Annotated in this window: 18 protein-coding genes; 8 read left to right on the top strand and 10 right to left on the bottom strand. The window is 64.7% G+C overall.

Annotation, left to right across the window (positions count from 1 at the left end; genetic code table 11):
• Positions 1-295 precede the first annotated feature (295 nt).
• The 4 genes from dnaE (at position 296) to BLV04_RS12830 (ending at position 8,070) form a co-directional block, all read left to right on the top strand.
• Positions 296-3,871, top strand: coding sequence for a DNA polymerase III subunit alpha (gene dnaE, locus BLV04_RS12845; protein WP_093032547.1), 3,576 nt, complete (start codon positions 296-298; stop codon positions 3,869-3,871).
• Positions 3,871-5,196, top strand: coding sequence for a paraquat-inducible protein A (locus BLV04_RS12840; protein WP_093032546.1), 1,326 nt, complete (start codon positions 3,871-3,873; stop codon positions 5,194-5,196). The genes dnaE and BLV04_RS12840 overlap by 1 nt, the downstream gene beginning before the upstream one ends.
• A 128-nt stretch (positions 5,197-5,324) precedes the next feature.
• Positions 5,325-6,722, top strand: coding sequence for a Si-specific NAD(P)(+) transhydrogenase (gene sthA / locus BLV04_RS12835; RefSeq protein ID WP_093032545.1), 1,398 nt, complete (start codon positions 5,325-5,327; stop codon positions 6,720-6,722).
• Positions 6,723-7,353: 631 nt separating this feature from the next.
• The gene (locus BLV04_RS12830) at positions 7,354-8,070 is read left to right on the top strand and encodes a hypothetical protein (protein ID WP_093032544.1); all 717 of its coding nucleotides are present in this window, start codon (positions 7,354-7,356) and stop codon (positions 8,068-8,070) included.
• A 133-nt stretch (positions 8,071-8,203) separates the two neighbouring features.
• On the opposite strand, the gene gshA is transcribed toward BLV04_RS12830, so the two are convergent.
• The 6 genes from gshA to rluD all read right to left on the bottom strand — a co-directional run bounded on the left by gshA (position 8,204) and on the right by rluD (position 15,202).
• Positions 8,204-9,844, bottom strand: coding sequence for a glutamate--cysteine ligase (gshA, locus tag BLV04_RS12825; RefSeq protein ID WP_093032543.1), 1,641 nt, complete (start codon positions 9,842-9,844; stop codon positions 8,204-8,206).
• A 222-nt stretch (positions 9,845-10,066) separates the two neighbouring features.
• Entirely contained in the window at positions 10,067-12,169 is a 2,103-nt protein-coding gene (locus BLV04_RS12820; protein WP_093032541.1) for a carboxy terminal-processing peptidase, read from the bottom strand.
• A gap of 150 nt (positions 12,170-12,319) precedes the next feature.
• Positions 12,320-12,823, bottom strand: coding sequence for a peptide deformylase (gene def, locus BLV04_RS12815; protein WP_093032533.1), 504 nt, complete (start codon positions 12,821-12,823; stop codon positions 12,320-12,322).
• 3 nt (positions 12,824-12,826) lie between these two features.
• On the bottom strand, positions 12,827-13,348 hold the full coding sequence (locus BLV04_RS12810; RefSeq protein WP_093032763.1) for a glycine cleavage system transcriptional repressor: 522 nt from the start codon (positions 13,346-13,348) through the stop codon (positions 12,827-12,829).
• Positions 13,341-14,159: a peptidoglycan editing factor PgeF gene (pgeF, locus tag BLV04_RS12805; protein ID WP_093032760.1), complete on the bottom strand. Its 819-nt coding sequence runs from the start codon at positions 14,157-14,159 to the stop codon at positions 13,341-13,343. The genes BLV04_RS12810 and pgeF overlap by 8 nt, the downstream gene beginning before the upstream one ends.
• Positions 14,160-14,206: 47 nt before the next feature.
• Positions 14,207-15,202, bottom strand: a complete 996-nt coding sequence (rluD, locus tag BLV04_RS12800) for a 23S rRNA pseudouridine(1911/1915/1917) synthase RluD (RefSeq protein ID WP_093032532.1) — start codon at positions 15,200-15,202, stop codon at positions 14,207-14,209.
• A gap of 96 nt (positions 15,203-15,298) precedes the next feature.
• Here rluD and BLV04_RS12795 point away from each other — a divergent pair, with 96 nt between their 5' ends.
• The gene (locus tag BLV04_RS12795) at positions 15,299-16,126 is read left to right on the top strand and encodes an outer membrane protein assembly factor BamD (protein ID WP_093032531.1); all 828 of its coding nucleotides are present in this window, start codon (positions 15,299-15,301) and stop codon (positions 16,124-16,126) included.
• Positions 16,127-16,239: 113 nt separating this feature from the next.
• Here BLV04_RS12795 and BLV04_RS12790 read toward each other — a convergent pair whose 3' ends face one another.
• The 4 genes from BLV04_RS12790 to sucC form a co-directional block, all read right to left on the bottom strand.
• A complete protein-coding gene (locus BLV04_RS12790) occupies positions 16,240-16,578 on the bottom strand; it encodes a P-II family nitrogen regulator (RefSeq protein ID WP_093032757.1) in 339 nt (112 codons plus the stop codon).
• 156 nt (positions 16,579-16,734) lie between these two features.
• Positions 16,735-18,360: an NAD+ synthase gene (locus BLV04_RS12785; protein WP_093032530.1), complete on the bottom strand. Its 1,626-nt coding sequence runs from the start codon at positions 18,358-18,360 to the stop codon at positions 16,735-16,737.
• 175 nt (positions 18,361-18,535) lie between these two features.
• The gene (sucD, locus tag BLV04_RS12780) at positions 18,536-19,408 is read right to left on the bottom strand and encodes a succinate--CoA ligase subunit alpha (RefSeq protein WP_093032528.1); all 873 of its coding nucleotides are present in this window, start codon (positions 19,406-19,408) and stop codon (positions 18,536-18,538) included.
• 1 nt (position 19,409) lies between these two features.
• Entirely contained in the window at positions 19,410-20,597 is a 1,188-nt protein-coding gene (gene sucC, locus BLV04_RS12775) for an ADP-forming succinate--CoA ligase subunit beta (protein ID WP_093032525.1), read from the bottom strand.
• Between the two features lie 160 nt (positions 20,598-20,757).
• Here sucC and BLV04_RS12770 point away from each other — a divergent pair, with 160 nt between their 5' ends.
• The 3 genes from BLV04_RS12770 to argA all read left to right on the top strand — a co-directional run bounded on the left by BLV04_RS12770 (position 20,758) and on the right by argA (position 25,400).
• On the top strand, positions 20,758-22,404 hold the full coding sequence (locus BLV04_RS12770) for a sensor histidine kinase (protein ID WP_093032523.1): 1,647 nt from the start codon (positions 20,758-20,760) through the stop codon (positions 22,402-22,404).
• 226 nt (positions 22,405-22,630) lie between these two features.
• Positions 22,631-23,983 carry a sigma-54-dependent transcriptional regulator gene (locus BLV04_RS12765; RefSeq protein WP_093032520.1) on the top strand — a complete coding sequence of 451 codons (1,353 nt, stop codon included), beginning with the start codon at positions 22,631-22,633 and terminating at the stop codon, positions 23,981-23,983.
• Between the two features lie 28 nt (positions 23,984-24,011).
• Positions 24,012-25,400, top strand: coding sequence for an amino-acid N-acetyltransferase (gene argA / locus BLV04_RS12760; protein WP_093032518.1), 1,389 nt, complete (start codon positions 24,012-24,014; stop codon positions 25,398-25,400).
• The last annotated feature ends 194 nt before the right edge of the window (positions 25,401-25,594 follow it).

Raw genomic sequence — 25,594 nt, 5'->3', positions numbered from 1 at the left:
TGCGACGTCTGCGAGAGCAGGTGCGAGCCGACGGGCGATCGGCGGACTTTTCCCCATGCCCGAGAGCGGGACCTCCGGAAAAGTCCGCAAAATCAAAGCGACTCCAAGCGCGTTGTTGCGGTCTCTTCCGACTAGGCGGGGAACGGCAGTCCACGCCGGCGATCGACCCTGTCGAGGATCCCGACCCGGATCCCGAATCCGATCTGTTTTTCCGAATCGGCGTGACGCCGGCAGACCGGTAGACTATCCGGCCGGCATCCCCTGCCGCCATCGTCGAACCCCGATCAGGACACCCGTGGATCCCAGCTTCGTCCATCTGCATCTGCATTCCGAGTATTCGCTGGTCGACGGACTGGTGCGGGTCAAGCCGTTGGTCAAGCGCGTCGCCGAGCTGGGGATGCCGGCGGTCGCCATCACGGACCAGTGCAACTTCTTCGCCCTGGTGCGCTTCTACAAGGCCGCGGTCGCGGCCGGGCTCAAGCCGATCGCGGGCGCCGACCTCCTCGTGCGCAACCCGGAGGACGCCAATAAACCGCACCGTCTGGTGCTGCTCGTCCAGGATGCGATCGGCTACCGCAACCTCACGCGGCTCATCTCGCGCGCCTATGTCGAGGGGCAGCACCTCGGAGTGCCGCACGTGGAGCGCGACTGGATCGCGTCCGCCGCCGAGGGTCTGATCGCGCTCTCGGGCGGTCCGCAGGGCGATGTCGCCCAACTGCTCCTGAACGAACATCGCGAGGCCGCCGAGCGGCGCCTTGCGGAGTGGCTCGCAGTCTTCGGCGACCGCTATTACCTGGAGCTGGTGCGCACCGGGCGCGAGCAGGAGGAGGCGCTGGTGGAGGCCAGCGTGGATCTGGCCATCCGTTTGGGCGTGCCGGTGGTGGCGACCAACGACGTGCGCTTCCTTCATCCCGAGGACTTCGAGGCCCACGAGGTGCGGGTCTGTATTCATGAAGGGCGCACCCTGGACGATCCGCGCCGTCCGCGCCGCTACAGCGCCGAGCAGTCGCTGCGCAGCCCCGCGGAGATGGCCGAGCTCTTCGCCGATCTGCCCGAGGCGCTGGAGAACTCGGTCGAGATCGCCAAGCGCTGCAACCTGGAGCTGACCCTCGGGAAGAACTTCCTGCCCGATTTCCCGGTGCCGGCCGGAATGACGATGGACAGCTACTTCGCCGAGGCATCGCGAGTCGGGCTCGACGAGCGCCTGCAGCGAATTCTGAATGCGGAGGCGCCGGACCTCGCCGAGCAGCGCCGGCCCTACATCGAGCGGCTCGACCTCGAGCTGTCCGTCATCACCCAGATGGGCTTCACCGGCTACTTCCTCATCGTCGCGGATTTCATCCAGTGGGCCAAGGCACAGGGCATTCCGGTCGGTCCGGGCCGCGGCTCGGGCGCCGGCTCCCTCGTCGCCTACGCGCTCAAGATCACGGATCTGGACCCGATCGAGCATGATCTGCTGTTCGAGCGCTTCCTGAACCCCGAGCGCGTCTCCATGCCCGACTTCGACGTCGACTTCTGCATGGAGGGCCGCGACCGGGTCATCGACTATGTCGCCGGAAAGTACGGCCGCGAGGCGGTCTCCCAAATCATCACCTTCGGCACCATGGCGGCCAAGGCGGTGGTGCGCGATGTCGGACGCGTCATGGGACATCCTTACGGGTTCGTCGACCGGGTCGCCAAGATGGTGCCCTTCGAGCTGGGGATGACCCTGGAGAAGGCGCTCGCCGAGAGCGACGATCTAAAGGCCGCCTACGAGGACGACGAAGAGATCCGGGCCCTGATCGACATGGCCCGCAAGCTCGAAGGTCTGACCCGCAACGCCGGCAAGCATGCCGGCGGCGTGGTGATCGCGCCGACCAAGCTGACCGACTTCGCCCCGCTCTACTGCGAGCAGGGCGGGGAGAACCTGGTCACCCAGTTCGACAAGGACGACGTGGAGCAGGTCGGTCTGGTCAAGTTCGACTTCCTGGGTCTGCGCACGCTCACCATCATCGATTGGGCGCTCAAGACGGTGAACGCGCTGCGTCGCGAGGCCGGCGAGGCGCCGATCGATATCGAGCGAATCGAGCCCCAGGATGCCGAGGCCTTCGCGCTCCTCAAACGCTGCGAGACCACCGCCGTCTTCCAGTTGGAATCGCGCGGCATGAAGGAGCTGATCAAGAAGCTCCAGCCCGACAGCTTCGGCGACATCACCGCGTTGGTGGCGCTCTTTCGCCCCGGTCCGCTGCAATCGGGCATGGTCGACGACTTCATCAACCGCAAGCACGGCCGCGCCGAGGTCGCCTATCCGCACCCGGATCTGGAGCCCATCCTCAAGCCGACCTACGGCATCATCCTCTATCAAGAGCAGGTGATGCAGATCGCCCAGGTGCTCGCCGGCTATTCGCTCGGCGGCGCCGACCTGCTGCGCCGGGCCATGGGCAAGAAGAAACAGTCGGAGATGGACAAGCAGCGGGCTATCTTCGAGGAAGGGGCGGTAGCGCGCGGGGTCGACCGAGCAGTCGCGACCTATATCTTCGATCTGATGGACAAATTTGCCGGTTACGGCTTCAACAAGTCTCACTCGGCCGCCTACGCCCTGGTCAGCTATCAAACCCTCTGGCTGAAGACGCACTACACGGCGGCCTTCATGGCGGCGGTGCTGAGTGCGGACATGGACAACACCGACAAGGTGGTGACCCTGATCGAGGAGTGTCGCGCGATGCGCCTGCGTGTCGAGCCGCCCGCGGTCAATCGCTCGGCCTATCGCTTCACCGTCGCCGATCCGCGCACCGTCATCTACGGCATGGGCGCCATCAAGGGGGTCGGCGAGGGTGCGATCGAGGCGATCATCGCGGCACGCACGGCCGATGGTCCCTTCCGCGATCTCTGGGATTTCTGCCGGCGGATCGATCTGCACAAGGCCAACCGACGTGTCCTCGAGGCACTGGTCCGCGCCGGTGCACTCGACGAGCTGGGTCCGAACCGCGCGACCCTGATGGCCGAGCTGCCGTTGGCGCTCAAGCTCGCCGAGCAGCACCATGCGACCCGAGAAGCCGGTCAGGCCGATCTCTTCGGCGCATTGGAGCCGATCGCCTCGCCCGAGCCCGACCCCCAGCTCGCGACCGAGGTCCGCGCCGACTGGGAAGACGAGCAGCGTCTTGCGGGCGAGAAGGAGACCCTCGGGCTCTATCTGACAGGCCATCCGATCGATCGCTACGAGTCGGAGCTCCGGGCGATGGCGGTCAGCCGGATCGCCAAGCTCCTGGAAACGGATCGGGAGCTGGGACGGCGCGACCGGCGCGATCGCGAGAAGCGCAGTGTCGCCGGTCTCGTGGTTTCGGTGCGTCACGGCAAGACACAGCGCGGGCGCATGGGCTCGGTGGTGCTCGACGATCGCACCGGGCGCATCGAGATCACGGTCTTCTCCGAGCTCTACGAGCAGTTGCGTCATCTGCTGGTGCCGGATCAGATCCTGCAGGTCTCCGGGGCGCTCAATTTCGACGAGTACCGCGACAGCTGGTCCTTGCGTGCCGACGACGTGCGGACCTTCGAGCAGGCGCGGGCGAGCATGGCCGATCATCTGCGGCTGGTCCTGGATCTCTCGGACCCCGCTGCCCACGCCGATGGCCTCGTCCGGTTCGATGCCCTGCGTGCCGCACTCGCCGCCTTTCGCGACGGGGATCTTCCGGTCCGCCTGTGCTATCGCCGCCCCGGGGCCGTCGGCGAGCTGGTACTCGGAGACGCCTGGCGTGTCGAGCCGACCGATGCCCTGTTGAAACGTCTGCGACAACTCTTGGGGAGCGACGCCGTGACCGTCGTCTACGAACGCTCGCCGCTGCCGGCGGTGCAGACCGAGACACAACGTCCGCGTCTGGCGGCGGTGGGCTGATGCAGACCGGACACCTCGTTCGACAGATCCTCGCCCTCGCCCTGCTGATCGGGGCCGGCTGGTTGCTGATCAACCTGGTCGGCGATCTGAACCGCGTGAAGGTCCTGAAGACGGATCTCGCCGAGATCCACCATGTCCGCTACGGGCTGCTGGATGCCGACGTCTGGGTCGCGCGGATCGGGGAGATCCTGGAGAAGCGCGTCGACGAGCTGGATCTCACCGAGGCGAGTCGGGAGCAGGTGACGGAGGCGGTGACCCAATTGCTGGACACACTGATCCGCGAGATCGAGCGCAATCTCGCTCAGCGGCGTCCCGACTCGGGCGGAAGCTGGCTGGACCAGCTCCAGGGCGCACTCCAGCAGGGCCTGCAGGACCTGCTGCTGGATGTGGCGCGTCTGCGCGACCGAGTGCCCGAATACGCCGATGCCTTCGTCGAGCAACTCTCCGTGCCCGGCGTGAAGGAGCAGATCAAGGCCCGGTTGCGGGTGCTGCTGAGCGATGCCGTGGCATCGAGCGGTGCCGGGACCGATCGGCGCCCGTTGGAGGCCGTCTTGGTACGCTATGGCTGTGCGGATGTCGATGTCTGCTCGCGCCTGATCGAGACCGAGATCGGCGCGATCCAGCCGCGGATCCGGCAACAGCTCGGGGCCGTGATCGGTCTGGTCGGCTTGGTGTTTCTGGTCTCGCTGGTCGGCGGTGCACCACGCCGGGAACCTCTCGACAGGACAAGCGATCGGCTCGCCCCGCTCCTGCTTCTCGCACTCGTCGGCGCGACCTTCCTCCTGCTCGTCGGCGGGCTCGCCACGCCCATGATCGAGGTCGATGCACGAATCACAGCGCTCACGTTTCAGCTTCTCGGCGAGCCGGTCGCCTTCGCCGACCAAGTGCTCTATTTCCAGACCAAGAGCATCTTCGACGTGATGCGGATCCTCTTCGAGTCCGGTCAGGCCGATATGCTCTTGGTCGCCGTGCTCCTGACCCTCTTCAGCATCGTCTTCCCCGCCCTCAAGCTGTTGGCCACCTATGCCTTTTACTACGATTGGAGCGGGTCGCGCGGATCGTCGACAGTCCGCTTCTTCGCGCTTAAATCCGGCAAATGGTCGATGGCCGATGTCATGGTCGTCGCCATCTTCATGGCCTACATCGGCTTCGATGCACTGCTCGCCAACCAGCTCGGCAGCCTGCGTGGCGCGAGCGATGCCGTCGCCGTCTTGACCACCAACGGCACCTCCTTGGAGCCAGGCTTTTATCTCTTCCTCGCCTTCGTTCTTGCCGGACTTGTCCTGTCGGGTGCACTCGAAAACCGTCTCGACCCCGATCGATAGACTGCGGCGACGACCGCAAGCGCCTTGTCGCTCACAGGCCAAGGCGTGTCCTCGCCTGCCAAGAGGCGGCCCGCTTCATGCTTAATGTCACTTGGTGCCCCTTTGAACCCCAACCGGAGTCCGCCGCGATGACCACAAGAGAATTCGACAGCATCGTCATCGGAACCGGACCCGCCGGAGAAGGCGCGGCGATGAAGCTCGCCAAAGCCGGACATCGGATCGCCGTCGTCGAGGCCCACAACGCCGTCGGAGGAGGCTGCACCCATTGGGGCACGATCCCCAGCAAGGCGCTGCGCCACTCGATCCAGATGCTTGCGGACTATCGGCGCAACCCGCTGTTCCAGCACACCCAACATCAAATCGAGGTGGCCTTCCCGGATCTGCTGCGAGCCGCGGACGGCGTCATCAACGATCAGGTCCGCACCCGGTATCGCTATTATCAGCGCAATCGGGTCGAGGTCGTGTTCGGGCGCGCGCGCTTCCTGGGCGAGGATCTGATCGAGGTCCAACGCCCGGGCAGCGTCACGGAAGAGCTGCGCGCGAAGCACATCGTCATTGCGACCGGCTCGCGCCCCTACCATCCGCCGGACGTGGATTTTTCGCACCCGCGCGTCCGCGACAGCGACACGGTCCTCGGACTGAAGCACACCCCGCGGTCCATGACCATCTATGGTGCAGGCGTCATCGGCTGCGAGTACGCCTCGATCATGGGCGCGCTCGATGTGAAGGTGAATCTAGTCGATACACGCGACCGGCTCCTGTCCTTTCTCGACGACGAGATCACGGACGCGCTCGGCTATCACCTGCGCCAGCAGGGCGTGGTGATCAGACACAACGAGACCTACGAGCGTGTCGAGGCCGGCGACGACGGTGTGGTACTGCACTGCAAGTCTGGCAAGAAATTCAAGACGGATATCCTGCTCTGGGCCAACGGACGGACCGGCAACACCCACGACCTAGGGCTCGAGACCATCGGGTTGACACCCAATCAGCGCGGCCAGCTCGAGGTCAACAAGAGCTACCAGACCGCCTTGCCGCACATCTATGCCGCAGGCGATGTGGTCGGGCAGCCGGCGCTGGCCAGTGCCGGCTACGATCAGGGACGATTCGTCGGTGCCCACATCGCCGACGGCGCCTGCGATTGGTCGCTGATCGAGGAATTCCCGACCGGGATCTATACGGTTCCGGAGATCAGCTCCGTGGGGCGCACGGAACGTGAGCTCACCGCACTGCAGATCCCCTACGAGGTCGCCCAGGCGGACTTCAAGAGTATCGCCCGTGCCCAGATCACCGGTCACACGGTCGGCATGCTCAAGCTCCTCTTCCACCGCGAGACGTTGGAGATCTTGGGGATTCACTGCTTCGGCGAGCAGGCCGCCGAGATCGTGCATATCGGCCAGGCGATCATGTCCCAGCGCGGCGAGGCGAACAGCATTCGGTACTTCACCGAGACCACCTTCAACTATCCCACGATGGCGGAGGCCTATCGGGTCGCGGCGCTCAACGGTCTGAATCGGCTCTTCTAAAGCTGAACCGCGTCCGGAATGACATGCAAGCTCGCATGTGGATTCGGCATCCTGACGATCGAGAGCCCTCGCAGTCGACGCGGTTCAGGACAATAAGAGAATCATTGACTTAAACCGCGCCCAGCGCGGTATGCGATGTTTTTGGATGGGGTCGGCTCCGGCAGATTTAACGGCCGCTGGATCCGGCGGGGTTTAAGATATTAAAAAATATATTATTTTAAACCGCGTCCCCGCTAAGGGTCGTGGATGCACCAAACGTCGAGCTCACTCGAAAGTGAGCATCTCGCTCTGGACGCGGTTTAAGTTGCGATGGCGGGTCTGTTGCGCCGCAGGCTTAACTTTGGGTTGATATGTTAGAGAATCATTATATACTGATGCCCTAATCAGGACGTGATCGAAGGGCAACGACAATAATCAGCTTGCTGCCGACGCTCGCTTCATGGCGCAGGTACCCGGAAGCCATGATGCCCATGGACGGCGCGACCCCGACGATGTTGCCTGCATCCGTCCCTGATGAAGATCCGCGAGTCTCGCTCGACCGATGCGTCGAGCGGCAGCGGCTCCCCGATCGACGGGGAGGGCTCGCAAGACGACCAAAACCCATCATTTTCTAATCTTAAAGGTGTGTTCCATGTCCAAGCTTGTCCAAGCAGCCTCGATCATCGCCCTTGCCGCCGCCGCGTCCTCCGCCGGTGCCTGGTACAACGCCCCCGTCGCGCCGATCATGACCCCCGAGATGGCCGAGCAGCAGATGCAGGCCATCTCCGCGCAGCATGAGGCGATGGCCGAGCAGCAGCACAAGGCCATCGAGCAGGCAATGGAGGCGCATCGGAAGATGATGGAGCAGCGCGCAGCTGATTTCGCTCGGATGCCGTCCGGCATCGACTCCGGATTCCCCGAGATGCCGCCGGTACCGGAATTCGCTCAGTACCCGGCAATGCCCGAGATGCCGGCCATGCCTGAGTTCGGTCAGATCCCGGCCATGCCGGAGATGCCCGCCATGCCTGAATTCGGCCAGATCCCGGCCATGCCGGAGATGCCCGCCATGCCTGAATTCGGTCAAATCCCGGAGCTTCCGGCGATGCCCGAATTCGTGAAGACGCGCATGGATGAGATGGATGCCCATCGCGCCAAGGTTCAGCAGGGGATTCAGGAGCGTCGCGCCGCCTTCAAGGCGGAGAGCGAGCAGCGTCGCGCGCAACATCCGCGTGCCGTGGAGCGCACCCACATGGCCGGTTATGCACCGCACATGCACCCGGCGATGATGCCGAGCCATGACTGCGCGCCCAAGGTCCAGGCCCCCGAGCAACAGGCCGCTGCGCCTGCACCTGCCGCGACTGCGCAATAAAGATCCGGCACGCTGAGGCGATCAGCTCGAAGAGTCGCCTCGCACATGACCCGAAGACCCCGGCAACGGGGTCTTCGTCGTTTAGACGGCCTTGTTCGGGTGATGACCCGAACGGCCTCGCATCGGGTTCATCTCAAACCCTTTCCTGAAACTCGAATCGGTCAACTGCCGGATCCCGGTCGATGTCGGTGGCTCGGCCCTGATTGAAATAGTCGGCGAGAAAATCATCGAAGCTGCGATCGTCCGCGGCCTCGATCGCCTCTTGCTGCGCGATCGATTCGCGGGCGAGGCGCTCGAGCAGTGCTTCGCGCTCGGGATCGATCCGATGGCGCCTGAGGGTCTCCCGATGGGCCTCGGTCAGACGCCGGGCGAAGGCGAAAAAGCCCTCGTGCCGCTCACGCATCATCGCAAGGATGCGGGCCGAAGGGGTCGCATCCGGATCCGCAACCTTTTCGCGTTGTCGCTCGACACTCTGCACATGAGGACCATCCGCCGCCCCGTCGAGGAGCTCGGCCACCCTGATCATGTCATCGAGGATCTCGCCGGCCCAGACCTGCAAGGGAACAGCCTCGCGAAGGCGGGTTAGCGCGAGCCCGGGCTCGCGTCCGCGATGGGCGGTCAGAACCTGATTCTCGTCGATCTCGCGCCTCTCCCCCGCACCGATGCGGGGACTGTCCAGGATCAGGCAATAGAGCATCAAGGTTTCGAAGAATCGAATCTGCTCGGCCGTAATCCCGACCGGCTCGAAGATATTGATGTCGGGCGACCGCAGCTCGACGTAGCGGACACCGCGACGCCGCAGGGCCAGCGTCGGGCGCTCCATCCACTCGGTGATCTGCTTGGGACGCACCGTGCTGTAATACTCGTTCTCGATCTGGAGCACGTTGGCGTTGAGCTGCTCGTAACGATCGCCGACCTTCACGCCGATCTTTTCGTACTGCGGACAGGGGGTCTCGATCGCCCAGGTGAGACTGCGCACATAGGAATCCAGGCTGTCGTAGCTCGCCTTCATCCCGGTGCCTTGTTCCTGTTGGTTCTGATACCCGATGTCGCCCATGCGCAGCGAGGTCGCATAGGGGTAATAGAGCGTATGGGGATCGAAGACCAGCAGATCGGTCTCGCGGCCCTGGACAAAGCTGGAACAGACCGCGGGGGATGCACCGAAGAGATAGGGCACGATCCAGCCGACACGCTGCAGGTTGCGGATCATCCCCATCTGCGCATCGGAGCGAAAGACCGCGACATCGCCCTCCACGCCTTGAATCGCCTGGTATACATCCAAGAACTCGTCCGCAAACGAGAAATTGAAATGTAGACCGGCGATCACCTGCATGGTTCGACCGTATCGGTTGCCCAATCCACGCCGATAAACCGTCTTCATCGTCCCGGCATTCGAGGTGCCGTATTGCGCCAGCGGGATGCCCGCACCGCCCTCGAGCACGCAGGGCATGCTGGTCCCCCAGATCAGCTCGTCGCCGAGATGGCGATAGACATAGGCATGGAGGTCGGTGAGAAATCCCAGCACATCGTCGACCCGCGAGGTCGGGGGCGTGATGAGCTCGAGCAGCGCCTCGGAGAAATCGGTCGTGATGTAGGGATGCGTCAAGGCGGAGCCGAGCGCTCGCGGATGCGGCGACAAGGCGAGATGACCGGCGGCCGACGCGCGCAGTCCCTCCTTCTCCAGACCGATGCGATTGCCGCGGAGCCGCTCGGACGCGCCGGCGGAACGCAAACGCTCGATCCGCGTGACAAGATCCTTTCGAGACTGATTCAATGACTAACCCTTAACCTTAAGATCGGCAGTGTGCTGCACCCGACCCGGGCGATGGCCGACGACCGGCTAAACCATGGCGAAAGGATGCAGCAGAGTCCGCGCGCGCCATCCGGGCAAAAATATTCGTGATTCGAAATCCTGAATCGCGTCCGCTGCATCGCCCGTGAATCCATGCACCCTCGATTCAACGCGAAAACAGCGCATGTCATCGAGGGACGCGATTCAGTCACGCATCACTGCACGCGGCCGTTCGGTGCGCTCGAGCAATACGGCATCGGCAAGGATACGGGCAGCCTCTTCCACTTGAATGCGAGCGATGGCCTCGCGTTGTGCATCGAGCAGGTCCTCGTCGACCTGCTCCTCGGAATCCTCGTCCACCGGAGCAATTCCACGGGCACGGAGGTAACTGTTCTGCTGCTCCTTGAAGACGCTCCCGCGACGCTCGTCTTCCTCGCGGCGCGCACTCTCTTGAAGCGAGACATGGGTTTGGGCCTCGACATCGCGCATCAGCTTGCTTCGCTCCACCAGCATCGTGAAGCCGGAATCTCTGGATACGCGCTCCGCGGACTGCAGCGCCAGGAGCTCGACGCTGACGGAGCCGGCCTTCCTATATTCGGCCGGTCGAATCCGAGTCCAAGGCAAGGCATTGTCGAGGGATCGCTCACCGTGCTCGGACACGAGATCGGCGGTCGGAAAACGAATATCCGGCTCGACACCGCGCAGCTGCGTGCTCCCGCCGCTGATGCGGAAGAACTCGGCCATCGTCAGACGCAGGCGTCCGAGATTGTTCTGCTCCCCGGGGACGTAGCGGTTGAGATCGATCAGGGTCTGCACGGTCCCCTTCCCGAAGGTCGGCTCGCCGATCACCAGTCCGCGCCCGTAGTCCTGGATAGCGCCGGCAAAGATCTCGGAGGCGGAGGCACTGTCGCGATCCACCAGCACGGCCAAGGGACCACGGTAGGCAAGGCCGGGCTCGGGATCCGTCTCGACCTCGATCTTGCCGAAGGCGTCCTTCACCTGTACGACCGGACCGGTATCGATGAAGAGACCGGTGAGCGAGGTCGCCTCGGCCAAGGAGCCACCGCCGTTGCCGCGCAGATCGATCACGATGCCGTCGACGCCCTTCAAGAGCAGGTCGTCGATCAGCTGGCGTACGTCCCGGGTCGTGCTGCGGAAGTTCTGATCGCCCGAGCCTTCGGCTTGGAAGTCCCGATAAAAGGCCGGGATCTCGATCACGCCGATCCGCAGTCCCGGCGCGTTCTCCAACGTGTCCAGGACCAACCCTTTCGCGGCCTGATCCTCGAGCTTGATCTCGTTGCGTACGATCGCGACCTCGCGCACACCGCCGTTGGTGGCGGCGGATTTGGGCAGCAGCTGCAACCTTACGACCGAGCCCTTGGGTCCGCGAATCTTGTCGACGACGTCTTGGAGCCGCCAACCCACGACATCCTCGATCGCGCCGTCGAGCCCCTGAGCAACCCCGACGATCCGATCGCCGGTCTGGACCTGACCGGATTCGCGGGCCGGACCACCCGGGACGGTGCTCTGAATGACCGTGTATTCGTTGTCCGCGCGCAGGACGGCCCCGATCCCCTCCAGCGACAGCTTCATGCTGATGTCGAAGTTCTCGGAGGTGCTGGGCGACATATAGCTCGTATGCGGCTCGAGCGTCTGGGTATAGGCGTTCATGAACGTCTGGAAGACGTCGTTGCCGTCGAACTGGTGGGTGCGACGCACTAACCCTTGGTAGCGCTCGCTGAGCCGTTCGCGAATCTCTTCGTCCGTCTTGTCGGCCAAGCGCAAGGTCAGGAAATCGTTCTTCACGCGCTTGCGCCAGATGTCGTCCAGCTCGGCGCTGTCCTTGGCCCACGCCACGTCCGGCGAGTCGAGCCTGTAGGTCTCGTCGCGATCGAAATCGAAAGGCCCCCTCAGAAGACTCTCCGCATAGATGACCCGCTCGTCGACCCGCATTCGGTACACCCGAAAGACGTCGAAGGCGAGGTCGAGCTCGCCGCGACGCAGCCCTTCGTCCAAGCGTTTCGCGCCGCCCTTGAAGCGCTCGACATCGCGGGCTAGAAAAAAGGATCGGCTCGGATCCAGTGCCTTCAGGTAACCGTCGAGGACGCCTTGCGCAAAGTCGTGGTCGAGCTCGACCTTTCTGTAGTGAAAGCGCTCCAGGACCTTGTTGATCACAACCGCCGATTTGGTCTGGGCAGGGCTCGGAAATAGCTCCGAAAGGGGAACCTGGCGAGGGGCTGCAAAGACAATCGTCGCAACCAGGAAGGCAGCGACGGCGAAGATAATGCGGGACAGGCGCGATCTCATAGGCGGTTCTCGTAATCAATCTCTTCGCAGAGAGACAACGTTGGTTGGACGGGGTTTCTGGCCCAAACCGCAAAGACCTTCATCCAACACCGAGCGGAGCAATGCCCGCAGAGTCAATATGGGTCCGCAACCGCCTATCTTCATGTGCATTCAGGTTTGATAGACCTTGCGGCGGTACAGATCGGTGCGACGACTCACGACCCGATCGACGAACAGCAGACCGTCGAGATGATCCATCTCATGCTGGACCGCCCGCGCCTCGTATCCCTCCATCGCGTACTCGGTCTCACGGCCGTCGAGGTCTTGCGCCTTCAAGCGAATACCGGTTGCACGGATGACATTGCCGGTGTAATCCGGCACCGAAAGACAGCCCTCGCGGCCGATCGCGTAACCTTCCCAATGGACGATCTCGGGATTCACCAGGATCAGGTGGCCGTGATTTGGTGTCTTCGGACGACCCGAAACGTCGACGATGACGATGCGCTGAAAGCGCCCGACCTGCGGGGCCGCGATGCCGACGGCGGCCGGACCGGCCAGACGGGTCTCTTCCAGGTCAGCCACGAAACCTTGCAAGTCCTCGTCGAAACGCTCGACCGGCTCGGAGACCTGCTTCAGACGCGGATCCGGAAGCTTAAGGATATCGAGGATCGCCATGACTCAGCCGATCAGGATATCGACGGGGGCGACATCCACGGAGACGCCTTGGGTACTCAGCGCCGACAGCGCGGTTTGAACCTCTTCGATGGTTCGCTCGCAGTAGCCCTGAATGTTCATGATGTAGACCGGGTGTTGCGCATCGCCCGCGACATCGGACTCAAGCTCGAGGATGTTGAAACCGTGCTCGGCAAGGATCTCGGTCACATCGGCAACGATGCCGGCGCGGTCGGCCCCGAAGACCCGGACCTGGAGATTCGGGACCAGGTGTCGGTGCAGCCCGCCCGGCACCGCGTCCAGATGGATCCGCAGACCGAGCTCCTCGGCGACCGGGCGGACGGCGGCCATCAGCTCCTCGCAGGGGCGCTCGCCGCTCACCATCAGCATGATGGTGAAGTTTCCGCCGAGGCGGATCATGGATGCCTCGCCGAGGTTGCATCCGCAGGTGTAGAGCGCTCGCGTCACTCGCGAGACGATCCCCGGGCGGTCGGCACCGACCAGTGTCAGCATGTTCCAGTCAGGCATGATGCCCTCCTCCCGTTGCAGCATCGCCGTCGCCGTTGCCGTCGAGCCAGATCAGGCTCGCCATCCGCCCGGTGACGCCGTCGCGGCGATAGGAAAAAAAACGTCGTGGATTCGAATGGGTACAGTAACCGCCTCCATAGACGCCTGTCACCCCGAGCCTGGCGAGCCGGCGGCGCGCCAGACCGGCGAGGTCGGCCAGGAAACGCCCGTCGCGCGACGCACGGAATGCATCGATCGACTCCGGATCCGCCTCGAGGAAGCGGTCGCGCACCTCGGGGCCGACCTCGAAGGCATCCGGACCGATCACCGGGCCGAGCCAAACCAGGATGCGCTCGGACGCCATCGGCTCGGACTGAATACGCCCGGACGAAACGCCCATGGCCGCGATCGCCCGCTCCAGGATGCCCGAGGCCAGGCCGCGCCAGCCGGCGTGCACCGCCGCCACGCGGGTCCCCCGGTCGTCGCACATCAGGACCGGAAGACAGTCGGCCGTCATAACCACACAGACCACACCGGGATCGCTCGTCACGGCCCCGTCGGCCTCGCAGCCGCCGAGCGTCCGCGCATCGCTCAGGATCGCCGAATCCTCGCCCGCAAGCGTGCAGCCATGGACCTGTCGGAGCCAAAACGGCTCGCTCGGGAGCTGCAGGTGCTCGCGCAGGATCGCGCGATTCCGTGCAACCAGCTCGGGTGCGTCGCCGACATGATCCCCCAGGTTGAGGCTCGCATAGACGCCGGTGCCGACGCCGCCGTCGCGGGTGGTCGAATAGGCCCGCACGCGGGCCGGTGCGGGCCAATCCGGCTCGATCATCTCCGGTGCGGTTTTCCTCGGTTCGGGCTGGCGGGGCTCGATCGGGTTCACGCGGAGGTCTCGCACCGAAACTGCTCCAGCAACCCGGCGAGATCCGCCGGCAGCGGAATCTCCCAGCTCATCGCCGTCCCGAGTGTCGGATGCTCCAAACCGAGACGCAAGGCGTGAAGCGCCTGACGCGGGAAGCTCTGGAGCGCCTCGACGAGACCGGCGGATGCACCCTTGGGCGGTCGCGGCCGACCGCCGTAGGCGCGATCGCCGACCAGCGGGTGCTGGGTGTGGGCCATGTGCACGCGAATCTGGTGTGTCCGGCCGGTCTCGAGCTCGACGGCGAGCAGGCTGTGACCGGCGAATCGCTCCAAAACCCGAAACCGGGTGATCGCAGGCCGCCCGTTGGCGACCACGGCCATGCGGGTGCGTTGTGTCGGATGACGTCCGACCGGTGCCTCGATCCGACCGCCGGCGACCACCTCGCCGATGACCAGGGCACGATACTCGCGGTGGACCTGCCGAGCTTGCAGCTGCTCGACCAAAGAACGGTGTGCCTCGAGCGTCTTCGCCACCACGAGGAGCCCGGTCGTGTCCTTGTCCAAGCGATGCACGATGCCGGCGCGCGGCACGTTCGCCAGCGCCGGATCGTGGTTCAGCAGGGCGTTCTGCAAGGTTCCGTCGCGATGCCCCGCCGCAGGATGCACCACCAGACCGGCCGGTTTGTCGAGCACGAGGATCTGCTCGTCCTCGAAGACCGGATTCAGCGGAATCGCTTGGGCGAGACAATCGCCGACCGGCTCGATCGGCGCGTCCAGCTCGATGAGCTCGCCGCCCCAGACCTTGTCGCGCGAGCGTCGGGCCACCCCGTCCACGCGAACCTGTCCGGACTCGATCCAAAGCTGCAGCCGGCTGCGCGAGAGCTCGGGGATGAGGGCCGCCAGCACCTGATCGAGCCGGCGGGCCGCGAGCTGCGGCTCGACCCGGATCTCGCGTCGAATGCGCATCGAGCCCGAAGCGACGGGCGGCGGGATGTCCGACGTGGCTCGCGTCATAACCGATTCACCGATCCGCTGCGGGCGTATCCTCGCGCGCGACGATGTTTGCCTTCGGGTATACTGCGGGAGGAAATCAACAGGTATCTCTGATTCATGCGAAGAACGTTAACACGACTGCCGGCGCTCGTGCTCGCCGTCGCGCTCGCAGGCTGCGGCGTCTTCGGCAAAGAGATCGATCTTACCGAGAACTGGAGCGCAGCCAGACTCTACGCCGAGGCATCCTCCGAGCTGGACTCGGCCAACTATGCCAAGGCGGTCGAGTATTACGAGAAGCTCGAGGCGCGCTATCCGTTCGGGCGTTATGCGATGCAGTCGCAGCTCGACGTCGCCTACGCGCACTATCGCGCCGACGAGCCGGAGGCCGCGATCGCCGCGGCGGATCGATTCATCAAGCTCTACCCCCAAAATCCCTATGTCGACTATGCCTACTATCTCAAGGGGCTGGTCAACTACAACCGCAGCGTGGGGTTTCTGGATCGGTATGTCCCGACAGATGCGTCGCAACGCGATCCAGGCTCGGCCCTTGATGCCTTCGTGGATTTCTCGGTCTTGGTCGAGCGCTTTCCCGACAGCCGCTATGCCGAGGATGCGCGGCAGCGCATGCTCTATTTGCGCAACAATCTCGCCAAGCACGAGGTCAACGTAGCGCGCTACTACATGCGCCGCGGTGCCTACCTCGCTGCAGCGAACCGCGCAAACTACGTGATCGAACGCTTTCAGCGCACAAGCGCCGTGGAAAGCGCGCTCGAGGTGTTGATCGACGCCTACACGGCGCTCGGCAAACGCGAGCTGGCGGCGGACGCAAAACGCGTTCTCGACTTGAACAGGGAGGCGGGCAGATTCGCGTCCGACGAGCCCGAACCCGGAGATGTCAGCCTCGCACGTAAGCTGTGGGACTATCTGAGCCTCGACGAGAATTGACTGCAGTACGCACGAGCGAACCCGGCACCAGATGACGAGGCGCCGGGTTCACCTACGAGTGATTGAACGAGGCGGCGACGACTAAATCGCAACCTCGACGACACGGCGCCGGGTCAGACTGCGGCTTCGTTCTCTTCCCCGGTGCGGATGCGCACTACATGCGTGACGTCCGAAACGAAGATTTTGCCGTCGCCGATCTTACCGGTCCGAGCGGCAGTCGTGATGGCGCTGATGCAGGTCTCCACCAGATCATCGGTGAGTACCAGCTCGATCTTGACCTTGGGCAGGAAATCCACAACGTACTCGGCGCCCCGATACAGCTCGGTGTGGCCCTTCTGGCGCCCGAAGCCCTTGACCTCGATCGCGGTCATGCCGGTGATGCCCGCGGCGGAGAGCGCCTCGCGGACGTCGTCCAGCTTAAATGGCTTAATGATGGCTTCAACCTTCTTCATGACGCTCTCCATTGTGGGATCCGGCTACCGAAGCCGTTGAGTATAAGTTCCGGGCATGGCCTTGAACAGCGAACGGGGTAAACCGCGGCGGCGACATCTCATGACCGGTCGATGCGAGGCCCACCGAACGGCGATCCATGCCGCCCGAGCCGCGACCTAAAATCCGCTCGTGATCGGATAACGGCGATCGCGACCGAACGCCCGGGTCGAGATTCGCACGCCGGGCGGGGCTTGCCGGCGCTTGTATTCGTTGCGATCGACCAACCGGGTGATCCGACGCACGATCTCGGCGGGATAACCGCGCGCGACGATCGCATCCACACCCTCGTCTTCTTCGATATAGAGCCGCAGGATCGGATCCAAAACCTCGTAGGGAGGAAGGCTGTCCTGATCGGTTTGGTCCGGACGCAGCTCCGCGGAGGGCGGGCGCGTCAGCACACGCTCGGGAATCACCGGCGAACAACGGTTGCGATAGCGCGCAAGTCGATACACCAAGAGCTTCGGCACGTCCTTGATGGGCGCGAAACCGCCGGCCATGTCGCCGTAGAGGGTGGCGTAACCCACCGCCATCTCGCTCTTGTTTCCGGTGGTCAGCAGTATACGTCCGGTCTTGTTGCTGATCGCCATCAGGATGATACCGCGGCAGCGCGCTTGAATGTTCTCCTCGGTGACGTCCGCGGCCAGACCCTCGAAGGCCGGCTCCAGCATCGACAGGAACGACCGGAAGGCCGGCTCGATCGAGATCAGCTGGGCCTTCACGCCGAGTGACTCGGCCTCCTCGAAGGCGTCCGCATTGCTCATCTGCGAGGTATAGCGCGACGGCATCAAGACGCCTTCGACCGCGTCGGCACCCAGCGCATCCACCGCAAGGGCGAGCGTCAGCGCGGAGTCGACACCGCCCGAGAGACCGAGCACCGCACCGCTGAAACCATTCTTGCGGACATAATCACGCACACCCAACACCAAGGCGCCGTAGACACTCGCCTCCTCGTCCATCGCATCGTCGCCGAACGTCTGCGTGCCTGGCTCGGGAGACGAGCCGACCGGGCGCCCCTCGTCGTCGAGGTCGAACGTGAGCAAATCTTCCTCGAAGACCGCCGCGCGATGCAGGATCCGACCCGCACCATCCGCGACAAACGAGGCACCGTCGAAGACCAGCTCATCCTGCCCGCCGACGAGATTTGCATAGACGACCGGGATGCCGTGCTCGCTCGCCCGACGCGCGACCAGTGTCTCGCGCTCCGCACGCTTGCCGACATGAAAGGGCGAGGCATTGATGTTGACCAGAATCCGGGCCCCGGCCTCGACCGCCTGCCGTGTCGGATCTTCCTGCCAGATGTCCTCGCAAACGCTCAAACCGATCTTCAAGCCCAGGTGATCGAGCACCAAGGGGGTCGCGCCGGCCTGGAAATAGCGCTTCTCGTCGAAGACGCTGTAGTTGGGTAAATGCTGCTTGGCGTACTCGCCGATCAACTCGCCGTCGCATATCACACCGGCCACATTGAACAGACCGCCGACGGCTCGAAGCGGATAGCCCAGCACCAGGGTGATCCCTCGACACTCGGCGCGGAGCCGCTCCAAGGCCGACTCGACGCGCTGCAGCAGCTCGGGGCGCAGCAATAGATCCTCCGGCGGATAGCCGGTGAGGGTCAGCTCGGGAAAGACCAACAGATCCACCCCGTCCGCGCGCGCGGAGGCCGCCTCGGCGATCACCCGATCGGCGTTGCCCACGACATCCCCGACGACGAGATTCAACTGCGCGATCCGGATACGACATCCCACGGCGGGATCCTCTTGATGTGATGAGAAGCTTGGTGTGGCCGCCAGCGGCAGGCCCCTGGCTATCAGCTATCAGCTATCAGAACTGCCCGCCTCGGCGGAAGGTGTGTCAGGGAGCGATCCGGTTCGGCTGACGGCTGACGGCCGCTAGTTGGCGGCTGGCCGCTGGCCGCCATCCTCACCCGCCGAGAAGCTCCGCCAGTCGACTTCCCATCTCCGCAGGCGAGCGCACCGTGACCGCACCTGCCTGCTCTAGGGCCGCGTACTTGCCTTCGGCCGTCCCGCGTCCGCCGGTGACGATCGCACCGGCATGCCCCATGCGTTTGCCCGCTGGCGCCGTCACCCCGGCGATGTAGGCGACCAGCGGCTTGGAGATCCGCTCGCGAATGACTTCCGCGGCCTCCTCCTCGCCACTGCCGCCGATCTCGCCGACCATGATGATCGCCTCGGTCTGCGGGTCCTGCTCGAACAGATCCAGACAAGCGACAAAGTCCAGACCCTGGATCGGATCCCCGCCGATCCCGATGCAGGTGCTCTGACCCAGACCCGCTTGGGTCGTCTGCCAGACCGCCTCGTAGGTTAGGGTGCCCGAGCGCGACACGATGCCGACCCGGCCCGGTGCGTGGATGTTCCCCGGCATAATGCCGATCTTGCAGGCCCCCGGCGTGATGATGCCGGGACAGTTGGGGCCGATCAGGACCGCCGGGCTGCCCGCGAGCGCGGCCTTCACCCGTACCATGTCCAGAACCGGGATCCCCTCGGTGATGCAGACGATGACCCGAATCCCGGCGTCCGCCGCCTCCAGGATCGCATCCGCGGCATAGGCCGCGGGCACATAGATCATGGTCGCATCCGCGCCCGTGTCGCGAACCGCTTGATGCACGGTATCGAAGACCGGACGATCGAGATGGCGCTGCCCGCCCTTGCCGGGCGTCACGCCGCCGACGAGGTTGGTACCGTAGGCGATCGCCTGCTCGCTGTGAAAGGTGCCCTGCTTGCCCGTGAAGCCCTGACAGATAACTCGTGTGCTGCTATCGACCAAAACGCTCATGTCAGACCCCTCCGGCGGCTGCCGGTCGACCGGCAGCCGCGTCCACGACCCGCCGGGCCGCCTCGCCCAGACCCGCCATCGTCTCGACCGCCAGCCCGCTGCGCGCGAGCATCTCCAGGCCCTGCGCGGCATTGGTCCCTTCCAGTCGCACCACCACGGGGACGCCGACCTTAACCTCTCGTACCGCCTCGATAATCCCCTCCGCGATCAGGTCGCACCGCACGATCCCGCCGAAGATATTGACCAACACGGCGCGGACGTTGGTATCGGAGAGGATCAGCTTGAACGCCTCGGCGACGCGCGCCGCGGTGGCGCCGCCCCCGACATCGAGAAAGTTTGCCGGCGCGCCGCCGTGCAGCTGCACCAGGTCCATGGTCGCCATGGCGAGCCCGGCCCCGTTCACCATGCATCCGATGTTGCCGCTGAGACTGATGTAGCTCAGCTCATGTCGCTTCGCGGCCAGCTCGCGCGGGTCCTCTTGACCCGGGTCGCGCAGCGCCTCCAGATCCGGGTGTCGATAAAGCGCGTTGTCGTCCAGGTTGATCTTGGCGTCCAATGCGATCAGCTCGCCGCGCTCGTCGACCACCAGCGGATTCACCTCCACCAGACTCGCGTCCTTCTCGACGAAGAGTCGATACAGTCCGTCCATGAGCAGCCCGAGCGACTTGATCTGAGCGGCCTCCAAGCCCAGCCCGAAACCCACGCGGCGAACTTGATAGGGTTGCAGCCCGACCGCCGGATGCACCCTCACCCGCAGCAAACGTTCGGGCGTCTCGGCCGCGACCCGCTCGATATCCATCCCGCCGGCCTCCGAGGCGACAAAGAGGACACGCTCGGTCTCTCGCTCCAAGAGCAGCCCGAGATACAGCTCGCGTGCGATCGCCATCGGCCGCTCGATCAGGAGCCTGTCGACCGGCAAGCCGTCCGACGCGCTCTGGCCGGTCACCAGACGCGTGCCGAGCAGACGTCGTGCGGCACTCTCGACGGCGGTCGGACTCTCGGCCATGACCACGCCCCCGGCCTTGCCGCGCCCGCCCGCATGGACCTGCGCCTTCACGACCCAGCGCTCGCCGCCGAGCGCACCGCAGGCCGCCACGGCCTCCTCGACCGTGCTCGCCGTGACGCCGTCCGGGATGCGGATCCGGTGCTCGTTGAACAGCCGTTTCGCCTGGTATTCGTGTAGATTCATGGTGTGCTCGCCGTCGCGGTGTGCCGAATCTCGAAGCGCCGCGACCACATGGCCGCGCCCCCGCCATTCTGGTCTAATCCGCGGCAGATTGGCAAAGGCGCATTCATCCTCCGCACGCAATCCGCCGCCCGAGGGCGTGTCCGAGCACGAGACCGGCTATATGACGATTCATCCCGACCGCGGGGCGGGCCACCCGAGCCCGGCAAGGCGCCCCATAAGCAAGCAACAACCCGGGCAGCCCGGCCATCCCCATCCGACCTGGCTTGCGCTGCGCTGGCTGTTTCTGTTTCGGCTCGTGGTGCTGATCGGACTCATCCTGCTGTTCTCGCCCTCCGCACTGGACCCGCTTATCACGCCCGCCAACGCCGCGCTGGCATGGAACGTACTCATTCTCTACGCCGTCCTGGTGCTGCTGAGCGGCCTGACCCTCTACGCGCGTAGGCCCGGGCGCGGGAGCCAGGTCCACCTCGCCATCTATATCGACATCATCGCCTTCACCCTCTTGATGTATGCCGCGGGCGGCGCCGCCAGCGGTATCGGTATCCTGATCGGCGTGTCCGTCGCGGCCGGAGCACTTCTGATGGAAGGGCGCCTGGCGCTTCTGTTCGCGTCCTTCGCCGCCCTCGCCGTGCTCACCGAGCAAATCTACTCGGACCTTTACGGTAGCATGGCGTCCGCCAGCTATACCCAGGCCGGCCTCCTCGGCGGCATCTTCTTCGCCGTGGCACTGCTGGCGCATGTGCTGTATCGCAGGGTGCGCGAGGCCGAAGCCATGGCGGCGCGACGCACGGTCGATATCGCCAATCTGACCAAGCTCAACGCCTTCATTATCGCCAACCTCGAGACGGGCATCCTCGCGGTCGACGGCGAGCGTCATCTGCGCCTGAAGAACAAGGCCGCCCTGGAGCTCCTCGACATCGATGCGATCAAGCCGGGCAGCTCGCTGGCGGACTTCTCCCCGGAGGTCGTCGAGTGGCTCGAAACCCAGGTCCAAAACCCAGCGCCCGAGGGCACCCTCATGCACGTCGGCGGCCGCGAGCTGCGTGCGACCCTCAAGCTGCTCGGCGATTATCGGGCCTCCGGCGCCTTAATCTATCTACGCGACAACCAGGAGTTCACCCGCGAGGCACAACAGATCAAGCTCGCCGCACTCGGCACCCTCACCGCCAGCATCGCCCACAACATCCGCAACCCTCTGAGCGCCATCACCCACGCGAGCCAGCTCTTCGCCGACGGCAAGGACCTGCCGGACGACGACCGCCACCTGCTCGACATCATCCGGCGCAACAGTGCGCGCATCGACGATACAGTGCGCAGCGTGCTCCAGCTCTCGCGCCGCGATCGGATGGATCCGGTGTCGCTCGATGCGGCACTCTGGATCGAGGAGTTTGCCGAGGAGTTTCGCGAGACCCACCGACTCGCGCCGGAACGTCTCAAGCTCGAGATCACCTTTTCGCCCGACCCGGTCGAGGTGGATCCGCGTCATCTGCATCAGATCCTCTCCAACCTTTGCGAGAACGCGCTGATTCACGGCGGATACGGGAACGAGCCGCCGCGGATCAAGATCCGCCTCGTTCCGACCGCCGAGACCGCCGGTCCACCCCTGATCGAGATCGCCGACGAGGGGCACGGAATCGACGTCAAAACCGCACGCGAGATCTTCAATCCCTTCTTCACCACGAAAACGAGCGGTACGGGACTCGGTCTCTATATCGCACGCGAATTGGCACAGACCAACGGCATCCATCTCACCTACGAGCCCGCCGAGCCGCACGGCAGCCGATTCAGACTCCATTTCGCCGGCTGAGGGGCACCCGGGGCCGATTCAACCCAGATCCGGCAGAAGCGATCAACTGCCGGATCCCGGTTCAAGGGGCCACACGGCTTCTGTCCGACCAATCCACGCGCTATGCTTGCAGAGCAAACGCAGCGCAAGAACACACGGGATAACGATGTCGTAATCACGCATGGAAGGCATCTTGGCAGCGAGCCCCGAACCCAACCACCTGGACCACACCGAGGGAGCTGGCCTAATGACGAAGGCTCAAGCGCTGGTCGTCGACGACGAGTCCGATATCCTCGACCTGCTGAAGATCACCCTCGGCCGAATGGATATTCGGGCACTGACCGCCATGACGGTCATCGATGCCAAGCATCAACTCGAACGCAATCGCTTCGACCTTTGCCTGACCGACATGAGCCTCCCGGACGGCAACGGCATCGACCTGATCCGTCACATCGCCGAGCACTATCCGGACTTGCCGGTCGCCATGATCACCGCGCACGGCAACATGGAATCGGCAGTCGCCGCCATGAAGGCCGGGGCCTTCGACTTTGTTCCCAAACCGGTGGACCTGCAGCTCCTACGCCAGCTCGTCGGCTCGGCGCTGCGGCTGCGCGAGACCGCGGCCGCCGGGGAAGACAGCCGCAGCACCGCCGGAGCAAGCCTGGTCGGGGAGTCGCGTGCGATGGATCAGATCCGCCAGATGATCGGCAAGCTCGCGCGCAACCAGGCCCCGGTCTTCATCACAGGCGAGAGCGGGACAGGCAAGGAGCTGGCCGCCCGACTCATCCACGGCCAAGGCCCGCGTGGCACGGGACCCTTCGTCGCCGTCAACTGCGGGGCCATTCCGCAGGACCTGGTCGAAAGCGAGCTGTTCGGTCACAAGAAGGGCAGCTTCACCGGCGCGGTGAGCGACAAGGAGGGGCTCTTCCAGGCCGCCTCGGGCGGTACCCTGTTTCTCGACGAGGTCGCCGATCTGCCGCTGCCCGCGCAGGTGAAGCTCTTGCGGGCCGTTCAAGAGAAGAGCGTGCGCCCGGTCGGCGCGCAGCAAGAGGTCGCGGTCGATGCGCGGATCATCAGCGCCAGTCATCGCGATCTCAACCTGGAGGTCGACAAGGGGCACTTCAGGCAGGATCTCTTCTATCGCATCAACGTCATCGAGCTGCGCATGCCCGCGCTGCGCGAGCGCCCTCGCGACATCCCCGCTCTGGCGGAACGGATGCTGCAGCGCATCGCCCGCCATCATAAGGGCCAGCCGCCCATGACCCTCTCGGCGGACGCCCTCGAGGCGTTGATGGACTACGGTTTTCCGGGCAACGTGCGCGAGCTCGAAAACATCCTCGAGCGTGCGACCGCACTCTGCGAAGGATCGGTCATCGAGGTCGGGGATCTCTATCTTCCGCAGGCCGACGGCCCGGCTCTCCCCGCCCGTGCACAGATCGACGACAGTATTCCGCTGGAGGACTATCTCGGCGAGATCGAAAAGAAGGCGATCCTGGATGCACTCGACGAGACGCGTTGGAACCGCACCGCCGCGGCAAAGAAACTGGGGATGACCCTGCGATCGCTGCGTTATCGTCTCGCCAAGCTCGGCATCGAATAGCCGACCGCATGCCGCGAGCCAACCGAATATGACACCATCCAACCCCGACCCGAACGACCCCGCACCACCCCGCGATCCCTTCGTCGACTGGGTGCGCCAGGCCACACCCTACATCCACGCGCACCGCGGACGCACCTTCGTGATCGTCTTCGGCGGAGAGGCGGTCGCGGATCCGCGCTTCCCGGATCTCGTCCACGATATCGCCCTGCTGCACGGACTCGGTATCCGACTCGTGCTGGTCCACGGCGCGCGCCCCCAGATCGAGGCCCGGCTCGCCGGTCGCGGTGCGCAGCTGCGCTATGTCAACGGGTTGCGCATCACGGATCAAACCGCGCTCGCCTGCGTCAAGGAGGCCGCCGGGGTGGTCCGGGTCGAGATCGAGGCCCTGCTCTCGCTCGGGCTCGCCAACTCGCCGATGGCCGGCGTGCGCATCCCGGTGGTCTCGGGCAACTTCGTCACGGCACGCCCCCTTGGCGTGATCGACGGGGTCGACTATGCCCACACCGGGGCGGTGCGGCGAATCGACCGTCAGACCCTGCGGGCGGTCCTCGATCAGGGCGCGGTCGCCTTGATGCCGCCGCTCGGGTATTCGCCGACCGGCGAGGTCTTCAATCTCAGCGCGGCCGACGTGGCGCGCGGCGCGGCGGTCGCGCTCGGTGCCGACAAGCTGATCTTTCTCACCGAAGACCCCGTCGCCAAGGCTCCCATCGGGGATGGGTCCCCGAACAGCGAGACCCGCGACCTGCCCCAGGATCTGCTGGGACCCAACCTCCTGGCCCGCGACATCGACGCCCTGCTCGCCGCCTCGAGCGGGATCCCCGAGGATGTCGCCCAGTGCCTGCGCGCCGGTGCCGATGCCTGCCGCAATGGGATCCGACGCGTGCACCTAGTGCAGCGCAGGCGCGGGGGCGCGCTGCTGCGCGAGCTCCTCACACCCGACGGGAGCGGCACCCTGATCTCCGCCGAGCCCTACGAGGAGCTGCGCCCGGCGCGCATCGACGACGTCACGGGAATCCTCGAGCTGCTGCGCCCGCTCGAGGATCGCGGTGTGCTGGTGAGGCGTTCGCGCGAGCGCCTGGAGACCGAGATCGACCGGTTCTTCCTGACCGAGCGCGACGGCTTGATCACGGCTTGCGCGGCACTTTACTCTTACCCGAGCGCGGGGATGGCGGAGTTGGCCTGCGTCGCAGTGCACCAGGATTATCGGGCGACCGGGCGGGGCGATCGACTGCTCGCCCACATGGAAGACATCGCCCGCGCCGCCGGCATCGAGCGCCTGTTCGTCCTCACCACCCAAACCGCGCATTGGTTTCGAGAACGCGGATTCGAGCCGGCGTCGCTCGGCGCCTTGCCGATGGAGCGACAAGCCCTGTACAACTTCCAGCGTAACTCGCAGGTCTACATCAAGGCCGTTTAAATCGCGTCCCGTGCGACATGCGCGGGTTTGGAATCGGCTCGGCATCGAGCGCGCTCTGATACGCTCAAGCGGACGCGATTTATGATTCTTAAGATAATCAATTATTTCCGACTTTAGCTGCGGAGCCGTCGCCTGATCAGGCAATGGCCGCGCCGTTTTTGCGACCCGATTATGATGATGTCGATCCCGATGAT

The sequence above is a fragment of the Thiocapsa roseopersicina genome, assembly GCF_900106925.1.
GTDB lineage: Bacteria > Pseudomonadota > Gammaproteobacteria > Chromatiales > Chromatiaceae > Thiocapsa > Thiocapsa roseopersicina.
This window is presented reverse-complemented; position numbering and strand designations above follow the sequence as displayed.

Coding starts and splice junctions, on each gene's coding strand:
- BLV04_RS12840 (WP_093032546.1), top strand. CDS start 3,871: ATGCAGACCGGACACCTCGTTCGACAGATCCTCGCCCTCGCCCTGCTG.
- sucD (WP_093032528.1), bottom strand. CDS start 19,408: ATGAGCGTTTTGGTCGATAGCAGCACACGAGTTATCTGTCAGGGCTTC.
- BLV04_RS12795 (WP_093032531.1), top strand. CDS start 15,299: ATGCGAAGAACGTTAACACGACTGCCGGCGCTCGTGCTCGCCGTCGCG.
- def (WP_093032533.1), bottom strand. CDS start 12,823: ATGGCGATCCTCGATATCCTTAAGCTTCCGGATCCGCGTCTGAAGCAG.
- argA (WP_093032518.1), top strand. CDS start 24,012: ATGACACCATCCAACCCCGACCCGAACGACCCCGCACCACCCCGCGAT.
- rluD (WP_093032532.1), bottom strand. CDS start 15,202: ATGACGCGAGCCACGTCGGACATCCCGCCGCCCGTCGCTTCGGGCTCG.
- BLV04_RS12830 (WP_093032544.1), top strand. CDS start 7,354: ATGTCCAAGCTTGTCCAAGCAGCCTCGATCATCGCCCTTGCCGCCGCC.
- BLV04_RS12790 (WP_093032757.1), bottom strand. CDS start 16,578: ATGAAGAAGGTTGAAGCCATCATTAAGCCATTTAAGCTGGACGACGTC.
- sucC (WP_093032525.1), bottom strand. CDS start 20,597: ATGAATCTACACGAATACCAGGCGAAACGGCTGTTCAACGAGCACCGG.
- BLV04_RS12765 (WP_093032520.1), top strand. CDS start 22,631: ATGACGAAGGCTCAAGCGCTGGTCGTCGACGACGAGTCCGATATCCTC.
- pgeF (WP_093032760.1), bottom strand. CDS start 14,159: ATGATCGAGCCGGATTGGCCCGCACCGGCCCGCGTGCGGGCCTATTCG.
- BLV04_RS12770 (WP_093032523.1), top strand. CDS start 20,758: ATGACGATTCATCCCGACCGCGGGGCGGGCCACCCGAGCCCGGCAAGG.
- BLV04_RS12820 (WP_093032541.1), bottom strand. CDS start 12,169: ATGAGATCGCGCCTGTCCCGCATTATCTTCGCCGTCGCTGCCTTCCTG.
- sthA (WP_093032545.1), top strand. CDS start 5,325: ATGACCACAAGAGAATTCGACAGCATCGTCATCGGAACCGGACCCGCC.
- BLV04_RS12810 (WP_093032763.1), bottom strand. CDS start 13,348: ATGCCTGACTGGAACATGCTGACACTGGTCGGTGCCGACCGCCCGGGG.